The organism is Georgenia sp. Z1344 (assembly GCF_049856295.1).
Taxonomy (GTDB): Bacteria; Actinomycetota; Actinomycetes; order Actinomycetales; family Actinomycetaceae; genus JB111.
The window spans coordinates 131222-154268 of the sequence record NZ_JBNDMZ010000003.1 but is presented as its reverse complement, the minus strand read 5'-3'; the positions used below and the strand labels follow the sequence as shown (position 1 = coordinate 154268).

At 75.2% G+C, this 23047-nt stretch carries 15 protein-coding genes; 8 read left to right on the top strand and 7 right to left on the bottom strand.

The window, feature by feature from the left end:
* Positions 1–2: 2 nt before the first annotated feature.
* From ACPYO6_RS04180 to ACPYO6_RS04160, 5 genes are read left to right on the top strand one after another with little or no spacing between them, the layout of a single operon-like run.
* Complete coding sequence (locus ACPYO6_RS04180) at positions 3–1625, top strand: ABC transporter substrate-binding protein (protein WP_425713633.1); 1623 nt, start codon at positions 3–5, stop codon at positions 1623–1625.
* A 4-nt stretch (positions 1626–1629) separates the two neighbouring features.
* Positions 1630–2718 (top strand): ABC transporter permease, encoded by a 1089-nt coding sequence (locus tag ACPYO6_RS04175; RefSeq protein WP_425713632.1) that lies wholly within the window; start codon positions 1630–1632, stop codon positions 2716–2718.
* Positions 2715–3581 (top strand): ABC transporter permease, encoded by an 867-nt coding sequence (locus tag ACPYO6_RS04170; RefSeq protein WP_425713631.1) that lies wholly within the window; start codon positions 2715–2717, stop codon positions 3579–3581. Before ACPYO6_RS04175 ends, ACPYO6_RS04170 begins: the two co-directional genes overlap by 4 nt.
* The gene (locus ACPYO6_RS04165) at positions 3578–5176 is read left to right on the top strand and encodes a dipeptide ABC transporter ATP-binding protein (RefSeq protein WP_425713630.1); all 1599 of its coding nucleotides are present in this window, start codon (positions 3578–3580) and stop codon (positions 5174–5176) included. Before ACPYO6_RS04170 ends, ACPYO6_RS04165 begins: the two co-directional genes overlap by 4 nt.
* 52 nt (positions 5177–5228) lie before the next feature.
* Complete coding sequence (locus ACPYO6_RS04160; RefSeq protein ID WP_425713629.1) at positions 5229–7235, top strand: thioredoxin domain-containing protein; 2007 nt, start codon at positions 5229–5231, stop codon at positions 7233–7235.
* Positions 7236–7268: 33 nt separating this feature from the next.
* Here the strand turns inward: ACPYO6_RS04160 and ACPYO6_RS04155 are convergent, their stop codons facing one another.
* Complete coding sequence (locus ACPYO6_RS04155; protein WP_425713628.1) at positions 7269–8234, bottom strand: helix-turn-helix transcriptional regulator; 966 nt, start codon at positions 8232–8234, stop codon at positions 7269–7271.
* Between the two features lie 125 nt (positions 8235–8359).
* Between ACPYO6_RS04155 and ACPYO6_RS04150 the strand changes: the two genes are divergently transcribed.
* On the top strand, positions 8360–8755 hold the full coding sequence (locus ACPYO6_RS04150) for a RidA family protein (protein ID WP_425713627.1): 396 nt from the start codon (positions 8360–8362) through the stop codon (positions 8753–8755).
* Here ACPYO6_RS04150 and ACPYO6_RS04145 read toward each other — a convergent pair.
* From ACPYO6_RS04145 to eccCa, 3 genes are all read right to left on the bottom strand, one after another.
* A complete protein-coding gene (locus ACPYO6_RS04145) occupies positions 8752–9687 on the bottom strand; it encodes a carbohydrate kinase family protein (protein ID WP_425713626.1) in 936 nt (311 codons plus the stop codon). The genes ACPYO6_RS04150 and ACPYO6_RS04145 overlap by 4 nt on opposite strands.
* Positions 9684–11075, bottom strand: a complete 1392-nt coding sequence (locus ACPYO6_RS04140) for a mannitol dehydrogenase family protein (protein ID WP_425713625.1) — start codon at positions 11073–11075, stop codon at positions 9684–9686. The genes ACPYO6_RS04145 and ACPYO6_RS04140 overlap by 4 nt, the downstream gene beginning before the upstream one ends.
* Before the next feature lie 105 nt (positions 11076–11180).
* Positions 11181–15269, bottom strand: a complete 4089-nt coding sequence (gene eccCa / locus ACPYO6_RS04135; RefSeq protein ID WP_425713624.1) for a type VII secretion protein EccCa — start codon at positions 15267–15269, stop codon at positions 11181–11183.
* 207 nt (positions 15270–15476) lie between these two features.
* On the opposite strand from eccCa, the gene ACPYO6_RS04130 reads away from it, so the two are divergent.
* Together ACPYO6_RS04130 and ACPYO6_RS04125 are read left to right on the top strand one after the other, a co-directional pair.
* Positions 15477–16856: a hypothetical protein gene (locus ACPYO6_RS04130; RefSeq protein ID WP_425713623.1), complete on the top strand. Its 1380-nt coding sequence runs from the start codon at positions 15477–15479 to the stop codon at positions 16854–16856.
* A 1415-nt stretch (positions 16857–18271) separates the two neighbouring features.
* Positions 18272–18943, top strand: coding sequence for an RDD family protein (locus ACPYO6_RS04125; protein WP_425713622.1), 672 nt, complete (start codon positions 18272–18274; stop codon positions 18941–18943).
* 127 nt (positions 18944–19070) lie between these two features.
* On the opposite strand, the gene ACPYO6_RS04120 is transcribed toward ACPYO6_RS04125, so the two are convergent.
* From ACPYO6_RS04120 to ACPYO6_RS04110, 3 genes are all read right to left on the bottom strand, one after another.
* A complete protein-coding gene (locus ACPYO6_RS04120; protein ID WP_425713621.1) occupies positions 19071–20579 on the bottom strand; it encodes a hypothetical protein in 1509 nt (502 codons plus the stop codon).
* 17 nt (positions 20580–20596) lie between these two features.
* Complete coding sequence (locus tag ACPYO6_RS04115) at positions 20597–20959, bottom strand: WXG100 family type VII secretion target (protein ID WP_425713620.1); 363 nt, start codon at positions 20957–20959, stop codon at positions 20597–20599.
* An 85-nt stretch (positions 20960–21044) separates the two neighbouring features.
* A complete protein-coding gene (locus ACPYO6_RS04110) occupies positions 21045–23009 on the bottom strand; it encodes a hypothetical protein (RefSeq protein WP_425713619.1) in 1965 nt (654 codons plus the stop codon).
* Positions 23010–23047: the final 38 nt, after the last annotated feature.

Sequence of the window (23047 nt, the reverse complement as noted above, 5' to 3'; positions counted from 1 at the left end):
CCATGGCACGCAGCACCCGGCACAGGCGCACCGGCTACCCGCGGCGCACGCTCGCTGCCGTCGCCGCCACCCTCCTGCTCGCGGGCTGCGCCTCCGCGGCGGGCGGGTCGGGCGACGGCCCGGCCGACATCGACGGCGCACCCGTCGCCGGCGGCACGCTCCACTACCGGGCGGCCCCGGGCGCCGGCGGCACGAGCTCGATCGACCCCGCCGCCGCCACCGGCTACGGGCTGGCGGTGCCGCTGCGGCAGATCGTCGACTCGCTCGTGTTCCACGACGCCGAGGGCGAGTTCGAGCCCTGGTTGGCCACGGACTGGACCGTCAACGAGGACGCCACCGTCTACTCGTTCACGATCCGCGACGACGTCACCTTCAGCAACGGCGAGCCGCTGGACGCCGAGGCGGTGGCCGCCAGCTACCGGGCGATCGTCGACGGCGGCGCCGGCTACGCGGCAGCCGGCTCCTGGCTCGGCGACCTCGCGGAGATCAGCACCGAGGGTGATGACGAGGTGGAGTTCCGCTTCGAGACCCCGAACTCGTCCTTCCTCCAGGCGGCCTCGACGAGCGTGCTCGGCATCGTCGCCCCCGAGACCTCGGCGCTGACCTACGAGGAGCGCCAGGAGGGGCTGAGCATCGTGGGCTCCGGACCGTTCGTCCCCACGGACGTCACCCCGAACGAGGGGTACGTCCTCGAGCGCCGCGACGACTACGCCTGGTCCCCGGAGTCGTTCCCCAACCAGGGGGCCGCCCACCTCGACGCGATCGAGGTCCACCACATCACGGACAACGCCCTCGCCGCGTCCGAGCTGCGCAGCGGCGGCCTCACCCTGCTCCACAACACGGAGCCGGCCGACAAGACCGAGCTGTCCGCCAACCCGGACGTCACGATCCGCCGCGAGCCGCTGCCAGGTAGTGCCCTCGGGCTCATCGCCAATACCGACGTGCCTGGTCTCGACGACCCCGCCGTGCGCGAGGCGCTCGACCTGGCCACCGACCGCGAGGCGATCCTCGAGCGCGCCTCGGCCATCGACGTCGCGGCGACGAGCGTGCTCAGCGCGAGCAACCCGTACTGGGAGGACGCCTCCGACCTCATCGTCACGGACACCGCGCGGGCGGAGGCGCTGCTCGACGAGGCCGGGTGGGTGCCCGGCGAGGACGGTGTCCGGGAGCGGGACGGGGTGCGGCTCAGCTTCGACCTCGTCTACAGCGGGTCCACAGTCTCGCACGAACCCAACCTCGCCGTGCTCCAGTCGCAGTGGGCGGACATCGGGGTCGAGCTGACCTTCGGCAGCCTCACGGTCCCGGACCTCAACCAGCGCCTCGCCTCCAGCGACTACGCGTTCGTCTGGGCCTCGGGCACGCGCCCGGACCCCGAGGCGCTGCGCTCGAACTTCGCCGGCTACGACGACGAGCTCGACTCCCTGTTCGCACAGATCCGGGCCACCCCCGACGCCGACGAGCGCGCACCGCTCGTGACCGAGGCGGCGCGGCACGTGCTCGAGCAGGACTACTTCATCCCGCTCTACGACTTCGTCCAGCCGCTCGCGTACCGCAACGAGCTGGCGCTCCCGGTGTTCGAGGCGAGCCACCAGCCGCTCCTCGTCAACGCATGGATCGAGGAGTGATCCCGTGAGTGCCACCGAGGTGCTCCCGCAGGTCGAGGAGGAGACCACCGCGCGGGCCGTCCCCGCGGCGGCCCGTGTCGGGCGCACGCGCCGGGTGCGGGGCGTCGTGGCGACGGTGGCACGTTCCCTGGCGGTCGTCCTCCTGGCCTACACGCTGGCGTTCGTCCTACTCTTCGTCCTGCCGGGCGACGCCGTGCTCGCCCGGATCGGGGCCGCGGACGCCGTCGGCACGAGCGAGCTGTCGAGCGTCGACGTCGCCCCGCTGCGCGAGGAGCTCGGACTCGAGGCGTCCCTGCTCGAGCAGTACGCGAGCGGCCTCGCGGGCCTCGCGCGGGGGGACCTCGGCGACTCCCTCGTCACCGGTGAGCCGGTCACCCGCCTCATCGGGCAGGCCCTGCCGAGCACCGCGCTCCTCGCCGGCGCCTCCCTGGTCGTCTCGATCGTGCTGGGCGTCCTCCTCGCGGTCGCCGCGGTGGCGCCCCGCAGCCGGGTCGTGCGTGGCGTCGTCGGGCTCGTTCCTGCCGCCTGGGCGAGCCTGCCCGTGTTCTGGGTCGGCATCCTGCTCATCTACGTGTTCGCGATCCGGCTCGGCTGGTTCCCCTCGTCGGGGAGCGACGGGTTCGTCTCCCTCGTGCTGCCCGCCACCGTCATCGGCCTGCTCGGGGCGGCCCAGCTCGCGCAGGTCCTCATCAGCTCGCTGCGGACCGAGGTCGCCACCACCTACGCCGCCGTCACCGCACCCGCGAAGGGCGCCTCGCGCTGGTACACCGTGCTCCGGCACTGCCTGCGCAACGCCCTGCTGCCGTTCCTCACGGTCCTCGGCCTGCGGGTGGCGTCGCTGCTCGGCGGGACCGTCGTCGTCGAGCAGGTCTTCTCCCGCAACGGCCTGGGCCGGCTCGTCGTCGACTCGGTCAACTCGGTCGACCTCACGGTCGTGCTCGGGGTCGTCGTGCTGCTGGCGGTCGTCTACGTCGTCGTCAACGCTCTCGTCGACGCCGCCTTCCCGCTCGTCGACCCCCGGCTGCGCAGGCGCGACGGCGCCGCGGCCGGTCGAGGCGCACCTGCCACATCCGCCACCGAGGAGGAGCGATGACCGCGCAGACCACCCCCGACGCCGCGCCCGGCACGTCGTCGACGCGCCCGGGAGGCCGACGACGGCGCCCGCCGCGCCGCTCCCGCGAGCTCGTCGTCCTGCTCGCAGTGCTCGTGCTCCTCGTCGTCGTCGCCGTGTTCCCCGCGGCGTTCGCGCCCTACGACCCGCTCGAGCTGGCCGGACCGTCGCTCTCCCCGCCGGACGCGACCCACCTGCTCGGGACGGACGAGGTGGGCCGCGACCTGCTGTCGCGGATCATCCACGGCCTGCAGATCTCGCTGCTCGCCGGCGCGGTCGCCATCGGGGTCGCTCTGGGGGCCGGGCTCGTCGTCGGCGTGCTCTCGGGCCTGCGGCCCGGTGGGATCCTCGACCGCGTCCTCGGCGTCGTCAGCGAGTCCGTCCTCGCCGTCCCGGCCATCCTGCTCTCGCTCGCCGTCATCACCGCCTTCGGACGCGGCGCGCTCGTCGCCGGCGTCGCGGTCGGGATCGCGGAGGCGCCCGGCTTCGCCCGCCTGATCCGCGGCCTCGTCATCCAGGCGCGCACGCTCACGTACGTCGAGGCCGCCGTCGGGCTCGGTACCGGACCGCTGCGCGTGATCACCCGGCACATCGTCCCGCGGATCGCGCCGCCGCTCGCCGCCTACACCGCCCTCAACGTGGCGCTCGCGCTGCTCGCCATCGGCTCGCTCAGCTACCTCGGGTTCGGCGAGGCCCCGCCGTCGCCGGAGTGGGGCGTCCTCATCTCGGAGGGGCAGCGCCTGCTCGTGCACTCCTGGTGGGTGGCCCTCCTGCCCGGGCTGGCGCTCGCCGCCACCGCGGTCCTGCTCAGCCGGATCTCCCATCTCCTCCAGGAGGACGCATGACCGACGCCGTCCGCATCGAGAACCTCACCGTGCGCTACGGGAGGGGCCGGGACTCGACGCTCGCCCTCGACTCCGTCTCCCTGGACGTCCCGCGTGGCCGGGTCACGGCCGTCGTCGGCGAGTCCGGGTCCGGCAAGTCGACGCTCGCGCACGCGATCGTGCGCCTCCTCCCGCGCGGTGCCGACGTCACGGGCGGCGTCCTGCTGGGCGGCGAGGACGTCCGCCGGCGCAGCGAGCAGGAGTTCCGCCCGCTGCGCGGCCGGCGGATCGGGTTCGTCCCGCAGGACCCGATCGCCTCCCTCAACCCCACGAGGACCGTCGGCGCCCAGCTGCGCGAGACCTACGGCCTCGCCGGGCGCCGGGTCGACGACGCCGCGGAGGCGCTCATCCGCGAGGACCTGCGCGAGCTCGGGTTCGCGGTCCCCGAGGACGTCCTCGAGCGGTACCCGCACGAGCTGTCCGGAGGGATGCGGCAGAGGATCCTCGTCGCGATCGCGTTCTCGCAGCGGCCCGACCTCGTCATCGCCGACGAGCCCACCTCCGCCCTCGACGCGCTCGTCGGGCGGGCGGTCCTGCGCAGCACGGAGCGGATCCGCGAGCACCACGGCACCACGGTCCTGCTCATCACCCACGACCTCGCGGTCGCCCGCCGGTACGCCCAGCACGTCCACGTCCTCCACCGGGGGACGGTGGTGGAGAGCGGCCCCGTGGCGGAGGTGTTCGCCGCGCCGACGCAGGAGTACACCCGGACCCTCCTGGGCTCCTCGGTCCGCATCCGCGGCGGCGAGGTGGTGAGCATCGCCGACGCCTACGCTCAGCAGCCCCCGAGGGCCCGGCCGCCGGTCGTCCCGGGCGCCGAGCCCGCTGTGCGCCTCGACGGGGTGTCGAAGTGGTTCGGCGACAGCCTCGCCGTCGATGACGTCTCCCTCACCCTTCCCGTCGGGCAGACGCTCGCGGTGGTCGGCGAGTCCGGGTCGGGGAAGACGACGACGGGGCGGATCATCCTCGGCCTCGAGCAGCCGAGCGAGGGCGCCGTCCGGGTGTTCGGTCGCGACGTCCCGTCGTTGTCGCGGCGCGGCCGGCGCGAGCTGCGACGGCACATGCAGGTGGTCTACCAGAGCCCGTACGAGTCGCTGAACCCGAGGCTCACCCTCGCGCAGATCGTCGCGGAGCCGCTCGAGGCCCACCGCGTGGGAGACCGGTCGTCGCGTCGACGCCAGGTCGACGAGCTGCTCGAGCTCGTCGCGCTGCCCGCCGCGTACGCCGACCGTCGGCCCGCCGAGCTCTCCGGCGGTCAGCGTCAGCGGGTGGCGATCGCCCGCGCGCTCGCCCTGCGCCCCCGGCTCCTCGTCCTCGACGAACCGGTGTCCGCGCTCGACGCCACCGTGCAGTCCCAGGTGGTCACCCTGCTCGCCGACCTCCGCAGCGAGCTCGACCTCACGTACTTCCTCGTCACCCACGACCTCGGAGTCGTCACGGAGCTCGCCGACCAGGTGATGGTCCTGCGCCGGGGGCGCGTCGTCGAGGCCGGGCCCGTCGGCGAGGTCGTCACCGCCCCCGCCGACGCCTACACCCGCGACCTGCTCACCGTGTGACCGGGCGGTCGCCAGGCTGCGCCGTCGCCACGGGGACAGAGAGGATGGGGACATGAACAGGCTCGCCGACGCCGTGTCGCCCTACCTGCTCCAGCACGCCGACAACCCGGTCGACTGGTGGGAGTGGGGCGAGGAGGCGTTCGCCGAGGCGCGGCGCCGGGACGTACCCGTCCTGCTGTCGGTCGGCTACGCCGCCTGTCACTGGTGCCACGTCATGGCGCACGAGTCCTTCGAGGACGCCGGCGTCGCGGAGGTGGTCAACGCCGGGTTCGTGGCCGTCAAGGTCGACCGGGAGGAGCGGCCAGACGTCGACGCCGTCTACATGGCCGCCACTCTTGCCGTCAGCGGCCAGGGCGGCTGGCCGATGACCTGCCTGCTCACCCCGGACGGACAGCCGTTCCACTGCGGCACCTACTACCCGCGCGAGCAGCTGCTCCGGCTGCTCACGGCCGCCGGTGCCGCCTGGCGGGACCGACGGGACGAGGTGCTCACGGCGTCGGCCGGCCTGACCGAGGCCCTGCGTGCCGTGAGCGACGCGGGCCCGCCGAGCCCCCTCGACGCCGAGGTGCTGGACGGCGCCGTCGCGACCCTTGCCCGTGAGTTCGACGCCGCGCACGGCGGCTTCGGGGGAGCGCCGAAGTTCCCGCCGTCGATGGTCCTCGAGCTCCTCCTGCGCCACCACGCGCGCACGGGCTCCGAGGGGACGGACGCCCTCGCGATGGTCGAGGCCACGTGCGAGGCGATGGTGCGCGGGGGCATATACGACCAGATCGCCGGGGGATTCGCGCGGTACGCCGTCGACGCGGCCTGGGTGGTCCCGCACTTCGAGAAGATGCTGTACGACAACGCCCAGCTGCTCCGCGTCCTCGTCCACCTCGTGCGGGCGGTCCCGGACGGGCGGGTCGCCGGTCTCGCCGAGCGGGCGGCCCGGGAGACCGCCGACTTCCTCCTGCGCGACCTCGCCACGGACGAGGGCGGCTTCGCCTCCGCGCTCGACGCCGACACCGAGGGCGAGGAGGGCCTCACCTACGTGTGGACGCCCGGCGAGCTCACGGACGTCCTCGGGCCCGACGACGGCGCGCGGGCCGCCTCGCTGCTGGGCGTGACGGCGCAGGGCACGTTCGAGGGCGGCGCCTCCACGCTGCGGCTCCTCGCCGACCCCGAGGACCCGGTGTGGTGGGCGGGCGTACGAGAGCGCCTGCTCGCCGCTCGGGCCGAGCGCCCGCAGCCCGAGCGGGACGACAAGGTCGTCACGGCGTGGAACGGCCTGGCGATCGCCGCCCTCGCCGAGGCCGGGACCCTGCTGGGCGAGCCGGGGTACGTCGACGCGGCGCGGACGTGCGCCGAGCTCGTGCTCGACGTCCACGTGGTCGACGGCCGGTTGCGTCGCCTGTCCCGCGACGGCACGGTCGGCGCGGCCGCCGCCGTCTCGGCGGACCACGGCGACCTCGCCGAGGGCCTGCTCGCCCTCCACCAGGTCACCGGCGAGGCGCGCTGGCTCACAGCGGCCGACGACCTGCTCGACACCGCGCTCGAGCTGTTCGCCGCCCCGGGCGGCGGGTTCTTCGACGTCGCCGCCGACGCCGAGGCGCTCGTCACCCGGCCGCGCGAGACCACGGACAACGCCGAGCCGTCCGGGACGTCGGCGCTCGCCGGGGCGCTCGCCACGTACGCGGCGCTCACCGCCTCGACGCGGCACCGGACGGCGGCGGAGGCGGCCCTCGCCACGGCGGGGTCGGTCGTCCGCCAGGCGCCGCGGTTCGCCGGGTGGAGCCTGGCGACCGCCGTGGCCCTGCTCGCCGGTCCCCTCGAGGTGGCGATCGTCGGCCCGGACGCCGGGCCCGGGAGAGTGCGCCGCGACGAGCTCGGGGCCGTCGCGCGCGCCTCGGCCTCGCCCGGGCTCGTGCTCGCCGTGGGGGAGCCCGACGCCGAGGGGATCCCGCTGCTCGTGGACCGGGCGCTCGTGGGTGGTGAGCCGGCCGCCTACGTGTGCCGGCACTTCGTCTGCGACCGGCCGGTCACCACTCCGGGCGAGCTGGTGAGGTTGCTCGGGAGCTGACGCGAGGATGTCCGCGTCATGCGGAGCGGCCGGTCAGGAGCGGTATCTGTCCACCAGGTCATCCGCACGCCGGCGCAGGCTCTCGCGGACGGTCTCCGGCGAGACTGCCTCGGCGTCCGTCCCGAGCTGCCAGACGGCCCAGACCGCATGCCGGAGATCGTCGAACGTCACCTCGAGCCGGACCCGACCGTCCATCAGGGGCTCCTCGGCCCTGACGGCCCGCGCGGAGCCCAGGAGATCGTCCCGGCGGTCCGGGTGGACCTCGACGACCACGGAGACGTGGCTCTCGGCGAGGAACTGCGCGGCGCGCTCCGCCCAGATGCGTTCGAGGTCGACCCGCTCAGGGCGCTCGGCGGGTTCCGGGAGCGCCTCGGCGTCCGTCATCCGGGACAGCCGGTAGGTGCGGTCCTTCCCGTGCGTGGTGGCCAGCAGGTAGGTGCGGCCGCGCACGGTGACCAGCCCGATCGGGTCGACCGTCCGTGGGCTCGGAGGCGTCTCCGGTCTCGCGTAGTCGAAGCGGAGCCGTCGGCCCTCGAGAACCGCGGAACGGACCGCGTCCACCACGCCGTCGGCGAGGTCCTCGCCCGGTGCTCGTCTCGCCAGCAGGTCGTTCTGCGGCTCGATCAGCAGCCGTCCGGCGTCGTCGTCCAGGCGTGCGCGGTGACCGGCCGGCAGCGCGTCGACGACCTTGCGCATCGCTGCGGCCAGCGGCGCGCCGAGCCCGAGGACGGAGCTTCCACGACCGGATGCCGCGGTGAGCAGGGCCAAGGCCTCGTCATGGTTGAGCCCGGTCAGCTCCGTGCGGAAGCCGGGCAAGAGCGAGAAGCCGCCGTACCGGCCCCGGTCCGAGAAGACGGGGACGCCCGCGGTCGAGAGCGCGGAGATGTCGCGCAGCACCGTGCGCGTGGACACCTCGAGCTCCGTCGCGAGCTGGTCCGCCGTCATGCGGCCGCGCCGGCGCAGGAGCAGCACCAGCGAGACCAACCGATCCGCACGCACGGGGGTCACCCTCTCAGAAATCACGACAGGCGGTGTCGTGATTGATTGCCAGGCTCGAGGGGCAGCGTCGAGGACGGCGGTCGTCGGGCCGCCGGGCGCGTGCACGACGTGGGACAGGAGACGCGATGGAACGCACGGCAGTGAACCCGGTGACGTGGTCGCAGGAGATGGGCTTCAACCAGGGCGAGATGGTGTCGGGGGAGACGCGAACCCTCTACATCTCCGGGCAGACGGCGACGAGCGCGGATGGTCGCCCCCAGCACGACGGGGATGTCGGCGCCCAGCTCGCACTGGCCGTGGAGAACCTCGAGGCGGTGCTCGCCGGGGCCGGCATGTCCCTCGCGAACCTCGTCCGGCTCAACGTCTACGCGACCGACATCGACGCGCTGCTCCCGCACTACGGCATGCTCGCCGGGAGGCTCGGGGCAGCGGGCGTCGCCCCGACGACGACGATGCTCGGCGTCGACCGGCTCGCGATCCCGGGGCAGGTGGTCGAGCTCGAGGGGACGGCGGTCGCCTAGCGGGGCGCGAGACCCTCGAGGTCCGCGGCCGTGGGCAGGTCGGCGCCGCGGCGGCTCACCGTGATGCCCGAGGCGGCGGCGCTGCGCCGGCCGATCGCCTCGAGGTCGAGCGGCGCGTCGCCCGGCAGTCTGAGCAGCGAGTCGATGAGGGCGGCCATGTAGCTGTCGCCCGCGCCCACGGTGTCGACCACCTCGACCCCGGCCGCCGGGACCCGCACCGACCGCTCCCGGTCGGCGACGATCGCCCCCTCGGCCCCCATCGTCAGCACGACGAGCCGGGGGCCGAGGGCGAGCGTGCGCGCGACGACGTCGTCCCCCGACAGGCCCGGGAAGAGCCACTCGGCGTCCTCGTCGGAGATCTTGACGACGCTCGCGTGCGCGGCGAGCTCGTCGTAGCCGGACTGCACCTGCTCGAGCGGCGGGAGCAGGGCGGCGCGGACGTTCGGGTCGAAGGAGACGAGGGCCCCTGCACTCCGCGCCCGCGCGGCGATCTCCCGGACGCGCGTGGCGCCGGGCTCGACGAACGCGGAGTAGGAGCCGACGTGCACCGCCGCCGGGATCGCGAGATCCGCGACCGGCGGCAGCTCCCAGGCGATGTCGAACTCGTAGGCCGGGACCCCGGCGTCGTCGATCGTGGCGACGGCGGTCGACGTGCGGCCCGGGGTCACCGAGCCCGCGAGCACCTCGACCCCGGAGGAGACGAGGTGGTCCCGCACGAGGGCGCCGTCCTCGTCGTCGCCGATGTGGGTGAGCAGGGCGACGTCGACGCCGAGCCGGGCCAGCCCGACCGCCATGTTCGCGGGGCTGCCGCCGGGCACGCGGCCGCTCGCCCGCGCGGGGCCGCCCTCCTCGTCCGGGAAGACGTCGACGAGAGCCTCGCCGACGACGAGCACGCGGGATGCGCCGGGAGCGTCCGCCGCCGTGCCGCTCATGCGTCGTCCGAGCCGTCGAGCAGCGCCTGGGCCGCCGCGACGACGCCGTCCGCGGCGATCGCCTCGTGGGCGGCGACGAACGCCGCGCGGAAGCGGTCGTCGGCGCCGATCCGGGCGAAGAGGGTCTCGTCGTCGAGGAAGGTCCCGGTGTCCGCCCGAAGGCGGGCGACGGCCTCGTCGAGCCGGCCGCGCTGCCGGTCGGAGACGGCCTCCCGGTGCGTGTCGGTGGCGGACACGGTCGCGAACGCGGCGAGGACGAACGCGGTGGCCCGCACCGGCAGGTCGCGCTCGACGAGGTCCTCGACGACCGGGACGACGAAGGCGAGCACCCGGTCCGAGGCATCCGTGACGATGCGGACGAGGGTGTCGGCGATCGCCTCGTTGCCGAACCGGTCGACGATCGTCGCCCCGTAGTCCGCGAGGTCGATCCCCTCGACCTCGCCCACCGTGGGGGCGGCCTCGTCGGCGATGTAGGCGGCGGCGAGCCGGCCGAGGACCGGATCGGTCACCGCCTCGTGGACGTACGTGTGGCCGGCGAGCAGCCCCGTGTGGCCGAGCAGCTGGTGGGTGGCGTTGAGGATGCGCAGCTTCATCCGCTCGTAGGGGACGACGTCGTCGACGAGCTGGACGCCCACCGACTCCAGGTCGGGACGGCCGTCCGTGAACCGGTCCTCGAGCACCCACTGGACGAACGGCTCACCCACGACGGGCCGGCGGTCCTCGACGCCGAGCTCGTCCCTGACCATCGCCCGGTCGTCGTCCGTGGTCACCGGGGTGATGCGGTCGACCATGCTCGCCGGGAACTCGACGTTCTTCTCGATCCAGTCGGCGAGGTCGCCGCCGCGGGCCCGCGCGTGCCCGAGGACGCTGCGCCGGGCCACGTGCCCGTTGCCCTCGATGTTGTCGCAGCTGACCACCGTGAACGGCGGCGTCCCGCGCTCGCGGCGCACGGCGAGGGCGTCGACGACGTAGTCGAACGCGCTCGGCGTGCCGTCCTCGGCGGGGTGCTCGCCGTAGCCGCCCTCGGTGATCGTCAGGCTGACGATCCGGGTCTCGGGCGCGGCCATGCGCTCGACGACGGCATCCGGCTCGTCGGGCGCGTAGAGCAGCTCGACGATCGAGCCGATCGTGCGCGCCTCGAGCGGCCGGCGCGAGTCGCGCAGGACGAGCGTGTAGCGGAAGTCCTGGGCGGCGAGGTCGTCCCGCATCGCCCTGTCCCCCGGGAACAGGCCGACGCCGCAGATCGCCCAGTCCTCGGCGCCGCCCGCCTCGAGCAGGCGGTCGAGGTACATCGCCTGGTGCGAGCGGTGGAAGTTGCCCACCCCGAAATGGACGATGCCCGTGGTCAGCGCGCCCGTGTCGTACGTCGGTCCCTCGATCTGCGTCATCGCAGCCCCCCGTGGTCGTCGCGGGCCGGGTCCGGCCCGAGGGACACCAGGATGCCAACGCGGCCCCGCGCCCGCCACCCCTGAAGGGTCCGGGCGCGGGCCGCGTCAGCCGTGGATCTTCGGCAGCCAGGCGAGCTGGCCGACCTCGTTGCCGCGGTCGCGGGTGATCATCTGCGCGCGGCCGGGGTTCGTCTTCTTCGCCCGGATGCGCCCGATGACCGGCCCGTCGTCCGGGTTGCCGGACAGCAGGTAGGCGGGGGCCGCGAGGTCGGTCATCGTCTGCATGACCGGCTCGAACATCGCGCGCGACGCACCACCGATCCGGCGCGTGATCACGACGTGCAGGCCGATGTCCTTGGCCTGCGCCATGAGCGGCTGGATCGCGCTCAGCGGGTTGCCGGCGGAGGTGTTCACCAGGTCGTAGTCGTCGACGAGGATGTAGACCTCCGCGCCTGACCACCACGAGCGGCTGCGCAGCTGGTCCGGCGTGACGTCCGGTCCGGGCAGGCGCGACTTGAGGAAGCCGGCGAGCCCCTTGAGCTCGGTCGTCGCCATGTCGTGGGTCGACAGGTAGAGACCGAGGTGCGACTCCGGGAGCTCGCCGAGCAGCGCGCGCCGGAGGTCGACGGCGATGATCTGCGCCTCCTTGGGGCCGTTGAGCCTCGCGACCTCCGAGGCGAAGGCCCGCAGGAACGTCGACTTGCCGGACTTGGAGTCGCCGAGGAGGAACATGAGCGGGTCCGCGGCCGGGTCGAGCACGACCGGCGCGAGCCGGGCCTCGTCGACCCCGAGGAGGATGCCGCCGGCCAGCTCCTCGGGCGTGGCCTGGGCGCGGATCTCGTCGAGGCCGATCTGCTCGGGCAGGAGACGCAGCTTGGGTCCGGGGCGGCCGGTCCAGGCCTCGCCGACCCGTCGCACGAGGTCGTCGACCCCGGCGCCGAGCGTGCCCGAGCTGCCGTCGCCGTCGATGCGGGGCAGCGCCGTGAGGATGTGGTGCTTCGACTTGGCCAGGCCCCGCCCGGGCCGGTTGGGGATGTTCTTCGCCAGCTTGCGGTCCACGTCGGAGTCGAGCGCGTCGCCGAGCCGGAGCTCGAGGCGCGAGCCGATCATGTCCTTGAGCTGCATGCGGAAGTCCATCCACCGGTTCGCGGTGCCGATGAGGTGGAAGCCGAACGTGAGGCCGCGGCCGGCGAGCTGCTGAAGGGGGATCTCCAGGTCGTCGAAGTCCGCCTTGATCGTGGGCCAGCCGTCGACCACGAGGAAGATGTCCCCGTAGCCGTCGTCCACCCGGCCCTCGGCCCGGCGGGTCCGGTACGTCTCGATCGAGTCGATCTTGTTCGCCCGGAAGAACGCCTCGCGCTCGTCGACCAGCTGGCGCATCTCGGCGACGATCCGGCGCACGACGTCCGGCTCGCCGCGCGTGGCCACGCCCGCGACGTGCTCGAGGTCCGTCATCGCGGCGAACGTGCCGCCACCGAAGTCGAGGACGTAGATCTGCGCCTCCTGCGGCGTGCGCGTGAGGGCGAGCGCGGCGACGATCGAGCGCACGGCCGTCGACTTGCCCGTCCGCGGGCCGCCGACGATCGCCATGTGGCCGCCCGCGCCGTCGAGGTTGAAGACGAGGTCCTCGCGGCGCTGCTCGAGGGGCTTGTCGACCACGCCGAGCGGGATCGTCAGCGCGCCGGCGCCTCGCCACCGCGGCGAGTGCAGGCCGAGCTCCGGGGTGACCGTGAGGTCGGGCATGAGCTCGTCGAAGGTCTGCGGCACGTCGAGCGGCGGCAGCCACACGACGTGCGCCGGCGGGCCCTGGCCCTCCATGCGGCTCACGCCGATGTCGAAGGTGGAGGGCTGGTTCTTCCGCTCCTCCTCGGCCTTCTTCTCGGCCTCCTCCGCCTTGCGCTCCTCGATCGCCCGGGTCGCGTCGTCGGCCGCCTCGAGGCGCCGCTGCAGTTCCTCGGGGCTCTCGCCGAGCACGGGCGCCGCGGTGTACGGCGAGATGTCGATGTCGATCTGCTCGACCTGCTGCTCGGCCCCGCCACCCTCGGAGCGCTTGCGGCGGCGCCGCACGGGCGGCGCGCCGGACACGTAGGCGGCGCGGAACCGGATCATCGTCGTCGTGTCCGGCTTGAGGTAGCCCACGCCGGGCATCGGCGGGAGGTCGTAGGCGTCCGCCACGCCGAGGACCGTGCGGGACTCCTGCGCGGAGAACGTGCGCAGACCGATCCGGTAGGACAGGTGCGACTCCAGGCCGCGCAGGCGGCCCTCCTCGAGCCGCTGCGAGGACAGCAGGAGGTGCATCGACAGCGAGCGCCCCAGCCGGCCGATCGCGACGAACAGCTCGGCGAACTCCGGCTTCGCGGTGAGGAGCTCGGAGAACTCGTCGCAGATGATCATCAGCGCGGGCAGGGGCTCGAGGTCGGTGCGGCCGTTCGTCCGCGCCTTCTCGTAGTCCGTGACGTTGGCGAAGTTGCCGGCGGCGCGCAGGAGCTCCTGGCGGCGGACCATCTCGCCGCGCAGGGCGTCCTCCATGCGGTCGACGAGCGTGAGCTCCTCGCCGAGGTTGGTGATGATCGCGGAGACGTGCGGCATGTCCGCCATGCCGGCGAAGGTCGCGCCACCCTTGAAGTCGACGAGGACGAGGTTGAGCGCCTCGGAGCTGTGGGTCATCGTCAGCGCGAGCACCAGGGTGCGGAGCACCTCGGACTTGCCCGAGCCGGTGGCGCCGATGATGAGGCCGTGCGGCCCCATGCCCTGCTGCGCGGACTCCTTGATGTCGAGCTGGACCACGCGGCCCTCGGGGGTCAGCCCGATCGGCACGCGGAGCCGGTCGCGGGGCAGGCGCGGTCGCCAAGCCTGGCTGACGTCGAAGTCCCGCACGTCGCCGAGGCCGAGGAGGTCCGTCAGCTCGGCGGAGACCTCCGCGGGCGCCTCGCCGGACTCGCCGGAGTCGTCGGCGACCTGGCCGGAGCGGATGGAGGCGAGGCGGGCGGTGAGTCGGCGCGCGGCCGCCTCGGACTCGGCGACGCTCAGCTGGTCGGCGACACCGATCTGCGGCTCCGCCCCCACCTGGAGGATCTCGACCGGCGTGGCGCCGGTCAGGGGACCCTCGTCGACCTCGTCGTGCAGCAGCAGCCGCAGCGTCGAGGGGGAGACGAGCGCCTCCCATGTCTCGGGCAGGTCGACGACGGTCACGCCCATGACGCCGTCGGGCGTGAGCACCGGGTTGACGGCGGGGACGTCACCCCCGTCGACGACGACGAGCACGTGCGGCAGCTCCGGGTCGCCGCCCGAGAGGCCGAACCGGGGCCGCTCCGCGATGCCGGCGGGCAGGAGGTCGGCGAGGTGGGCGAGCGAGGTCGTCAGCATGCGGGCGGGGCCCACGGCGTCGTTGACCCGCGGGGACAGGGCGTGCGGGAGCCACTTGATCCACTCCCACTCGGGCAGCGCGTCCTCCGACGCGATGACCGCGATCTTCAGGTCCTCGGGCGAGACGAAGGTGGCCAGGTGGGTGATGACGCCGCGGGCGAGCGCGCGGGCGGAGTCCTCGGAGCCGGCGACCTCGATCCGGGCGAACGCCTGGAGGTCCATGCCGAGCGGGAGGCCGCTGACCTCGCGGTGGGTGACGAGGAACCGGTGCGCGGCGGAGGCCGTGACGGGGTCGAGCTGGGCGAGCGTGGGGATCTCGGGAGACTTGAGGTCGAGCGACAGCGGCTGGGTGGCCGACCCGATGCGGGTGAGCAGGAAGTCCTCGTCCTCGGAACTGCGCTCCCACGTGCGGGAGCCCTCCTCGCCCAGGGCCGCGAGCGACCGGGGGTCGGGCATCCGCCAGGCCGAGTAGTCGAGCTGCATCTTCGCGGCGGTACGGACCTTCTTGCGCAGGTCCGTGAGGTAGGCGAGGTACTCCCGGCGGGAGTCCATCACCGCCTTCTTGTGCTGGTTGCGCTGGCGGATGATGTTCATCGCCACCATGAGCACCATGGCGGACATCATCGCGGCGCCCATGAGGACCATCCGCTGGTTGCCGGAGCCGCCCCCGAACATCATCACGCCCATCATGCCCATCGAACCGATCATGGGCACGACCATCATGAGGATGTTCTGCAGGCCCTCGGGCTCGGGGAGCTCGGGCGGGACCTGCAGCGTCTCCTCGCTCTGCGGCGGGGGCGGCGGCGCCTTGGTGGACGGACGGACCACGGACTTCCTCCACGTCGATCGCCGGGACCAGGTGCCTACCTCCCCCGGGGCTGGACCGCGGCGCCGCCGGCCGGTGGGCCGGCGTGCGCGCGACCGGACGGAACGTCCGGAGCCGCCCCTAATATAGGGTCCGGGGCGGCACGGGGCAGCCCTGATCAGGTGCCACGGCCGCCGAGATCGTGCCCGCCGGACGGGGGAGGGGAACGGATGACCACGACGGCCGAGCCGCGCGTGCACGCCACCGTGGTCCTCGGACCCGTCGTGCGCGACGTCGCCGTCCCCGACGGCGCCACCGTGGCCGACGTCCTGCGCCGCCTCCGGGTCGACGCGCGGTCGCGCTCCGTCCTCGTCACCGACTCCTCCGGCTGGCGGGTCGCCGCCGACGACGTCATCGGGATCGACGTGCCCGACGGTGTCCTGCTCACCGTCACCCGCGGGTCCGCCGGCGCGTCGATCGAGTCGGACGAGCTGGGTCGCGCCCGGGTGCTGCCCGCCGGCGCCGACTCGTTCGCGGTCGCCGGAGCGGGCCTGGTCCTCGTCGTCGGGGGCGTCCTGCTGCTCGCGGGCACCGCGTGGTGGGGGATGACCGACCCGCTGCCCGCCTGGTGGCGCGGGACGGTGGTCGCCCTGCTCGCCCTCGCCGCGCTCGGGCTGGCGCTGCGGCGCGGGCGCGAGGGGGTCGTGCTGCTCGACATCGCGGCGCTCTCGCTCGTGTCGGTCGCCGCCGGCGTCCTCGTCGTCCCCGCGGACGGGCCCGCCCAGCTGCGGCTCGCGCTCGTCGTCGCCCCCGCCGTGGCGGGAGCCGCCCTCGCGCTGCGCGCCGGCGCGGCCGAGCGGAGACGGGACCGCACCGCCTCGGCCGCTGCCCTCGTCGCCACCGTGTGGCTCGGCGCCGCGATCGCCGCGCTCGCCACCCTCGAGATCGACACCGGCATGTCGGTCGTCGGCGCCCTCGTCGTCGGCGCCGTCCCCCCGCTGCTGCTGGCGATGCCCGACCTCGCGATCGACGTCCCCGACGACCAGCTGCTCGACCTCGAGCACGTCTCCCGCGACGCCACCGGTGTCCGCCAGGCCGCGCCGAAGGCGCCCGCGGAGGTGACGGCGCCCCGCGTGCGCCGGGTCGTCACGACCGCGCGGCTGCGGCAGGACCTCGTCGTCGTGCTCATGTCGTTGCTCGCCGCGATGCTCGCGCCGTCCGTGCTCGCGATCGTCCCGGTCGGCGGGATCCGCGGGTGGGCGGCGCTCGTCACCGTGGTGCTGCTCGTGCTCGCGCTGCTGCTCGTCCCGCGCGGGGCCCGGGCCCGCACCGTGCGCGTGCTGCCGCGCGTGGCCGCGTTCGTCGTCATCGGCCAGATCGCGTGGGCGGCCGTGGTCGGCGGGCGTGCGGAGGCGCTGACGGTCGGGATCGTCGCCGTCGTCGCGGCGCTCGTCATCGCCGGGCTCGCGATCGCCGTGGCGCGCGGCCTCAGCAACGTCGCGCTCGCGCGCCTCGGGGACATCGTCCAGGGGTTCGCCACGCATCTCGCCCTGCCGGCCGGAGCCGTGGCCGCGGGCGCCATCCACTGGGTGAGGCAGGTGGGACTGTGACCGAGGGCAACGACCCCCGACCGCGCCGGCGCGACCGCCGGGAGCAGGGCCGGCCGGAGTCGCCGACGCCGGGAGGGACACCCCCGTCCGACGACGCCGCGCCGCCCGCCCAGGGGGTGCCCGGTCAGGGCGAGAGGGGCGCCCGAGGTGGGGCGCGCCCGGCCGGTGGGTCCCGGCCCGCGGGTGGTTCGCGACCCGCGGACAGCGCTCCGCGTCCCGATGGTGGCTCACGTCCCGCGGCCCAGGCCGGTTCACGCTCGGCAGGTGGCTCGCGCCCGGCGCCCGGGGGCGGATCCCGGCCGGCGGCCCAGGCCGGTTCACGCTCGGCAGGTGGCTCGCGCCCGGCGCCCGGCGGTTCTCGACCCGCCGGTGGGTCTCGGCCCGCGGCGGGCTCGCGCTCCGCGGGCGGCCCAGGACCGGCGCCCGCGGGTGGTTCGGGGCCCGCGCCGACCGGTGGGTCGCGCCCGGCGCCTGGTGGGCATGACGGGACCGGCGCGACCGGACCGATCGTCGGTGGGGGAGGCCGCCGGCGCGGTCCGCGCAGCGGCTCACCGCTGGCCGGCGGATCCACGCCGGTCGGCGAGGGGACGAGCACGCCCGGCGCACCCGGTCAGGGATCGTCCGCCGCGACGGGCACCGTGGGCCGCACCTCGGGCGACCGCGCGCGTGCCGGCCTCCCGCCCGCACGGCCCCACGGCGCTCCGGCCGACCCCGGGTCCGCCCGGTCCGAGGCGGCGCCTCCCGGCACACCCGACCCGAGCTCGCGCACCGAGGACCCGTACCGCGACCGGCAGACGCTGCGCGTCCAGCCGCGCGCCGGGGCTCCCGCCGCCGCTCCCGACGGTCCGCGCGCCGGTCTGCCGGCTCCGGGTGCGAGTCGTCCGACGCCGGAAGCGTCCACGGCCCCACCGCCGCGCCAGGCCGGCGGATCGGCGCCCGTCGCCGGCTCGGCCCCGGCACCGTCCGGAGCCTCGGCACCGGAGGCGTCCACGGCCCCACCGCCGCGCCGGGCCGGGGGATCGGCGCCCGTCGCCGGCTCGGCCCCGGCACCGTCCGGAGCCTCGGCACCGGAGGCCGGGCACACCGACTGGGACGCGCGCTTCGGCCCGAACGCGGTCCTCCCCTCGGCCCCGTCCGGCCCCGACGCGGCCCCCGCACCGGACGGCCGTGCGTACCAGCCGCCGCGCGGGGCGGGCAGCCGGCCCGCCGGACCGCCGCCGGCGACGCCCGCCGGTGGCGCGCGGGCGCCCGAGCGACCCGCCGACCGCGGCCCTGGAGCGCAGGGGCAGCCGTGGCAGCAGCCCTCGGCGCCGTCCGCGGGCTCGTCCGCCGTCGCGTCGTCCGGGGCTCCGTCCGCGCCCGTGGCCCAGTCGCCGGCTCGTGGCGGCGGTCCGCGGCCCGCGGGGTCACGACCGATGGACGGGGTGCCCGCGCAGGGGCGGCGCGAGCAGCCGCGCGGCCGCGGCCGCACGGACGACGAGGCAGCGAGGTCCGGTCACCTCACCGCGCCGACCGGGGCCGACCCGGGCCGGTTCCCGGACGGCCGCCCGACCACGAGCTCGCTGCTCCAGCTCGCGTCGTACGTCATCACGCTGATCGTCGTCGTCGGACCGGGTGTCGGCGTCTGGTTCCTCACCGAGTCGATCGTGCTCACCGTCATCACGGTGGTCGAGCTCGCGGCCCTGCTCGTCCTGCTCCGCGCGCGGACCGGCGTGACGCCCGGTGGGCTCGTGCTGGGGCTCCGGGCGGCCCGACGCACCAACCACCTCGCCCCGGGCCTGTCCCGCGAGGCCGCGCGCTCCGGCATCCTCGGCGGTTCGCACGTCACCGTCGTCGGTGGCCTCGTGCTCTCGTTGTCCGGCCTGTTCGACCCGCAGAAGCGGGGCCGGGCCTGGCACGACCGGGTCGGACGCACGCGGGTCCTGCCCGCGCGGCGGATCGCGAAGGAGCTCGCCACGGAGCCCGACGGCGGCCGGCGCGTGCGCGCGACGATGGCGCCGCTGCCCGCCGACCGCATCGATCTCGGTCGCCAGGTCACCCGGCTCGGCGACGACCCGCGGCACGGGTCCGGCACCCGACGGGACTGAGCGGGAGTCGGGACCGAACGGGCGCCGGCGGTGTGCGGACGGCTCACCCGTGACGGCGCGGACAGCGAGCGGCCCCGCCGACCGTTCGGTCGGCGGGGCCGCTCGCTCGCGGATCAGGAGCGGGTGGTCACCACTCGTCCGTCCTCTGGTCGTCGCCCTTGCGCAGCTCGTCGGGCGCGGGTCGGCTGTCGGTCCGGTCGCCGCCGTACGCACCCGCGGGGCGTGCGATGACCGTCGGCCGCTGCGGCTCCTCCTGCGGTGTCGCCTCCAGCTCCTCGGCCGGGTCCTCCCCGTCCTTGCGCTTCTTCCGCTTCCCTGATCCGCGGCCGCCGGCCATGCCACCCATCGGCATGCCGCCCATCATCGGTCCCCGGCCGCCTGCTCCGGCGCCCGTCGAGCTCGAGGATCCGGACGAACCGCCGGGGCCGGCCCCGACGACGCCGGTACCCGTGCCGGTCCCTGAACCTGCAGGTCCGGCCAGCGTCCGTGGCTGAGGCGGGGTCGTGCCCCCGGACCGACCGCCCCCTGCACCCGGGGCGCCCGCGACGCCGCCGATCGGCGCGACAGCACCGCCGCCCGGACCGCCGGAACCGGCGACACCGCCCGGAGCGACGCCGACGGAGCCGCCACCCCCGGGTCCACCGGCGCCGGGTGCGCCGGGTCCACCGGCGCCAGGTGCTCCGGTGCCCGGTCCGCCGGCGACGGGCGGTGCCGTCGTGCCGGGAGCTCCGGCGCCAGGACCACCGGTCCCCGGGCCGCCGGAGCCAGGACCGCCGGCACCCGGCGGCGGGGCCGCGTCGACGGAGGGATCGCGAAGGAACGGACCGTCGGCCTCGGGGATCTGGGTGTCCGGCGGACCCCAGCTCGGGCCGCCCGGCCGCGGGAAGGTGTCGCGCGGTTGGTCCCCGAAGAGGATCGGCGCCCCGTGGCCGGGCAGGTCCCGCTCGGGGATCTGGGTGTCTGGAGTACGTCCCGGCCGTGGAGTCGCGATGATCCGGTGCATCTCGGGCTCCGGCGGGAGCGAGCGGTACGCCGGCACGCCAGTCACCTCGGGCGGCGGTGTCCGCTGGGCGATCGCCATGCCCTCCTCCGGGGGCGGGGGGATGACCGACGGGCCGTTGGCCGTGCGGGCGCGCGCGAGTCCGCCCGCGTCCTCGCGCCACGGTTCCCCGCCGGCGGTGATCTCGGGCATCATCTCGACGGCTTCCTGGACTGTGTCCTCGAGGTCCCACAGGGAGTTGCTCGCGTGGGCGTTGTACCGGAAGGTGTCGAACTCGTCGTAGTTGCCGCTCGCGCGATCCTGCTCGTACCTCTGGATCGTGTCCTCGTAGGTCCGCATGGCCGTGTCGGCGCCGCTGCGCGCGTGCTCGACCGCGGAGCTGACCTCCCAGACCTCGCCCGAGCGGTGCCTCGCCCAGCGCTCGACGCGTGAGAAGACCTCGACCGCGTTCTCACCAGCCTCGCCGGTGATGCCGAGCTCGCCCTGGGAGCTCCGGAGCTCGTCGGCCACCCGGGCGAGCTCCTGGGCGATGCCGTCGAGCCCCTCGGAGAGCTCGAGGGTGGCCGGCTCCTGGAAGGTCTCGATCCGCCGCATGTTCTCGGTGAGGACCGTGGGGATGTTGTCGTCGTTCGTCATGCTGCGTCCTTTCCTCGTCAGGCCTCGACGGCGGCCGGCGTGCGGGGCAGGTCGAGCCCCTCGAGCTGGGAGCGGGTCGACGCGAGGAGGGTGGAGACCTCCTCGTCGACGTCCTCGATGCGCGCCGCCGACTCGGTCAGCGACTGAGCGAGCTCATCGAGCTGCGACAGCAGGATCGACATGCTGCCGTTGATGTCGTTGAGCTCCTGCACCACGGCGAACCGCATGCGCGTGGGGCCGGGGAGCTCACCCCAGCTTGTCTCCTGGTGCCCGATCTCGTCGCTGACGCGCTGCTTGAGCCCCGCGATGTCGTCGACGGTGCTCGCGAGCAGGCGCACCCGGGCCTCGAGCACGTCCGGATTCAGCTCCACCTCGTTCATCTCGTCCCCCCTCGGGATCATGGAGCGCCCGTCCGGCTACTACGGCGATGCGCCCCGATTCTTGGTCGTCACTTCTGTCGTCGTCTCACCACTCGTCGGACTCGTCGGGAGTCCTCAGCCGGGGCGCCGGGCGGGACTCGCCGCGGCGCCCTCCTCGGTCGGCGAGACCGCGAGCGGGTCGCTCGTCGGTCTCGATCTGGTCGACGAGGTCCATGTGCTCGGCCTCGTTCGCCTGGTCCTTCGAGCGACGGCCGCCACCACGGCCACCGGCGCCTGCCATGACCCCGGGGCCGGCGACCCCGGCCCGGCCGGCACCTCCGCCGCTTCCGGCACGTCCGGCGCTTCCCGCGCGCCCGGCACCCGCGCCGCCCGAACGGCCGCCGGTGCCGCGACCCGCAGCGCCTGCTGCGCCGGCCCCACCCATGAGGGGACCGGCCATGCCCGCGCGGCCCGCCGCGCCCGCGCCGGCTCGACCGGCGCTGCCGCTGCCGGCGCCCGGTCGACCGGCTGCGCCGGAGCGTCCTGCGTCGGGTCCGGCCGCGCGTGCGGCGCCGGTGCGTCCGGAGACGCCCGGGCGGGCCGCCCCGCGGCCGTTGGCGCCTCGTCCGCTCGAGCCGCCGGCGCCACCCATGAGCGGCGCGGCCATGCCGGCGCGGCCCGCGGTGCCTGCGCGCCCGGCACCGGCGCGACCGGCACCCGCCCGGCCGGAACCTGCCCGGCCGCCACCACGGCCACCGGCGCCCGCGCCGGCCCCGCCCATCATGGGGCCGACCATGCCAGGGCGCCCCGCGGCGCCCGGACGAGCTCCGACGCCCCCGCGCGCACCCGGTCCGCCTCGAGCGGCGGCGCCTCCGGCGCCACCCATCATGGGGCCGATCATCCCGGGGGACCCGCCGGCGCCGGGTGCGCCCGGGAGAGCCCCGGGACCGCCGACGCCGACGCCGCCACCGGGGGCGCCCGGAAGTGCACCGGGTCCACCGATGCCGGGGCCTGCGCCCGGGGCGCCGGGAAGTGTGCCTGGTCCGCCCAGGCCCGGACCTGCGCCGGGGCCGCCGGGCAGCGTCGGGAGCTGCGAGTCGACCGACGGTGGTGGGCCCGGGTCGGGGATCGGGGGCAGCGGCGGCCGGTAGAAGTCCGGCCGTCGAGGCGGTTCGTTCCCCGGCGGGCCCGTGCGGTCGGGCGGACCCGGGTACTCGGGAGGCTGGGGCCGCGGGTAGCGGTCGTCCGGCGGAACCGGGCGCTCGGGACGCTCGGGCGGGTCCGGCCACGGGTAGCGGTCGTCCGGCGGAACCGGGCGCTCGGGACGCTCGGGCGGGTCCGGCCACGGGTAGCGGTCGTCCGGCGGCCCGGGTGGGTCGACGTCCGGGTCGCGGTAGTACGGCGGCTCGGGAGGCTGGGGCGGGTTGAACGGAAGAGGCGGGACGCCGGGACCGCCAGGCCCGCCGGGGGGCGGCACGACGTGCGACCCACCGCCACCACCGCCACCGGGCGGCAGTCCGCCGCCGCCACCCGGAGGGAGCCCGCCGCCACCGCCGGGAGGGAGCCCGCCGCCGCCGGGCGGCTCCTCGCCGCTCGCACCGGGGATCTCGCCGCTCGGGTCGGCGATGTCCGGAAGCATGGCGATCGCGTCCTCGACCTGATAGTCGAGCGACTCGATGGCCTCGCCGGCGGCGAGGTTGTACTCCTGCACACGCGAGTCGTCCCAGTTGTCGCCCTCGTGAGCGGCCGTGTAGCTCTCGTTGAGGTCGAAGTAGTAGGTCTGCGTGGAGCTGCCGGCCCCGCGCGCGTAGTCCACGGCGGCGGCGACCTGGTCGACCTCGTCGGCCCTGTGCTCGGCCCAGCGCTGGACCCGACCGAACGCCAGCACGGCCTCGTCGCCGGCCTGGCCCTCGATCCCGAGGTTCCCGGACGCAGCGCCGAGGTCCTCCGCCAGCGTGCGGAGGCGCGACGCCAGGCCGGTGAGGTTCGTGGAGTAGCTGTCGATCGGGTTCGTCTGGAACGGGCCGATCCTGCGCAGGGTCTCGGTCAGGGTCGTCGGTTCGTCACTCATCGGAAGGTCCTGTGTCCTCTCCCCGCGCGCGGACGCGT

Excerpts from the sequence above, each read along its gene's own strand:
- ACPYO6_RS04180 (WP_425713633.1), top strand. The coding sequence starts at position 3 with ATGGCACGCAGCACCCGGCACAGGCGCACCGGCTACCCGCGGCGCACG.
- ACPYO6_RS04170 (WP_425713631.1), top strand. The coding sequence starts at position 2,715 with ATGACCGCGCAGACCACCCCCGACGCCGCGCCCGGCACGTCGTCGACG.
- ACPYO6_RS04165 (WP_425713630.1), top strand. The coding sequence starts at position 3,578 with ATGACCGACGCCGTCCGCATCGAGAACCTCACCGTGCGCTACGGGAGG.
- ACPYO6_RS04160 (WP_425713629.1), top strand. The coding sequence starts at position 5,229 with ATGAACAGGCTCGCCGACGCCGTGTCGCCCTACCTGCTCCAGCACGCC.
- ACPYO6_RS04150 (WP_425713627.1), top strand. The coding sequence starts at position 8,360 with ATGGAACGCACGGCAGTGAACCCGGTGACGTGGTCGCAGGAGATGGGC.
- ACPYO6_RS04145 (WP_425713626.1), bottom strand. The coding sequence starts at position 9,687 with ATGAGCGGCACGGCGGCGGACGCTCCCGGCGCATCCCGCGTGCTCGTC.
- ACPYO6_RS04140 (WP_425713625.1), bottom strand. The coding sequence starts at position 11,075 with ATGACGCAGATCGAGGGACCGACGTACGACACGGGCGCGCTGACCACG.
- ACPYO6_RS04130 (WP_425713623.1), top strand. The coding sequence starts at position 15,477 with ATGACCACGACGGCCGAGCCGCGCGTGCACGCCACCGTGGTCCTCGGA.
- ACPYO6_RS04125 (WP_425713622.1), top strand. The coding sequence starts at position 18,272 with ATGGACGGGGTGCCCGCGCAGGGGCGGCGCGAGCAGCCGCGCGGCCGC.
- ACPYO6_RS04120 (WP_425713621.1), bottom strand. The coding sequence starts at position 20,579 with ATGACGAACGACGACAACATCCCCACGGTCCTCACCGAGAACATGCGG.
- ACPYO6_RS04115 (WP_425713620.1), bottom strand. The coding sequence starts at position 20,959 with ATGAACGAGGTGGAGCTGAATCCGGACGTGCTCGAGGCCCGGGTGCGC.
- ACPYO6_RS04110 (WP_425713619.1), bottom strand. The coding sequence starts at position 23,009 with ATGAGTGACGAACCGACGACCCTGACCGAGACCCTGCGCAGGATCGGC.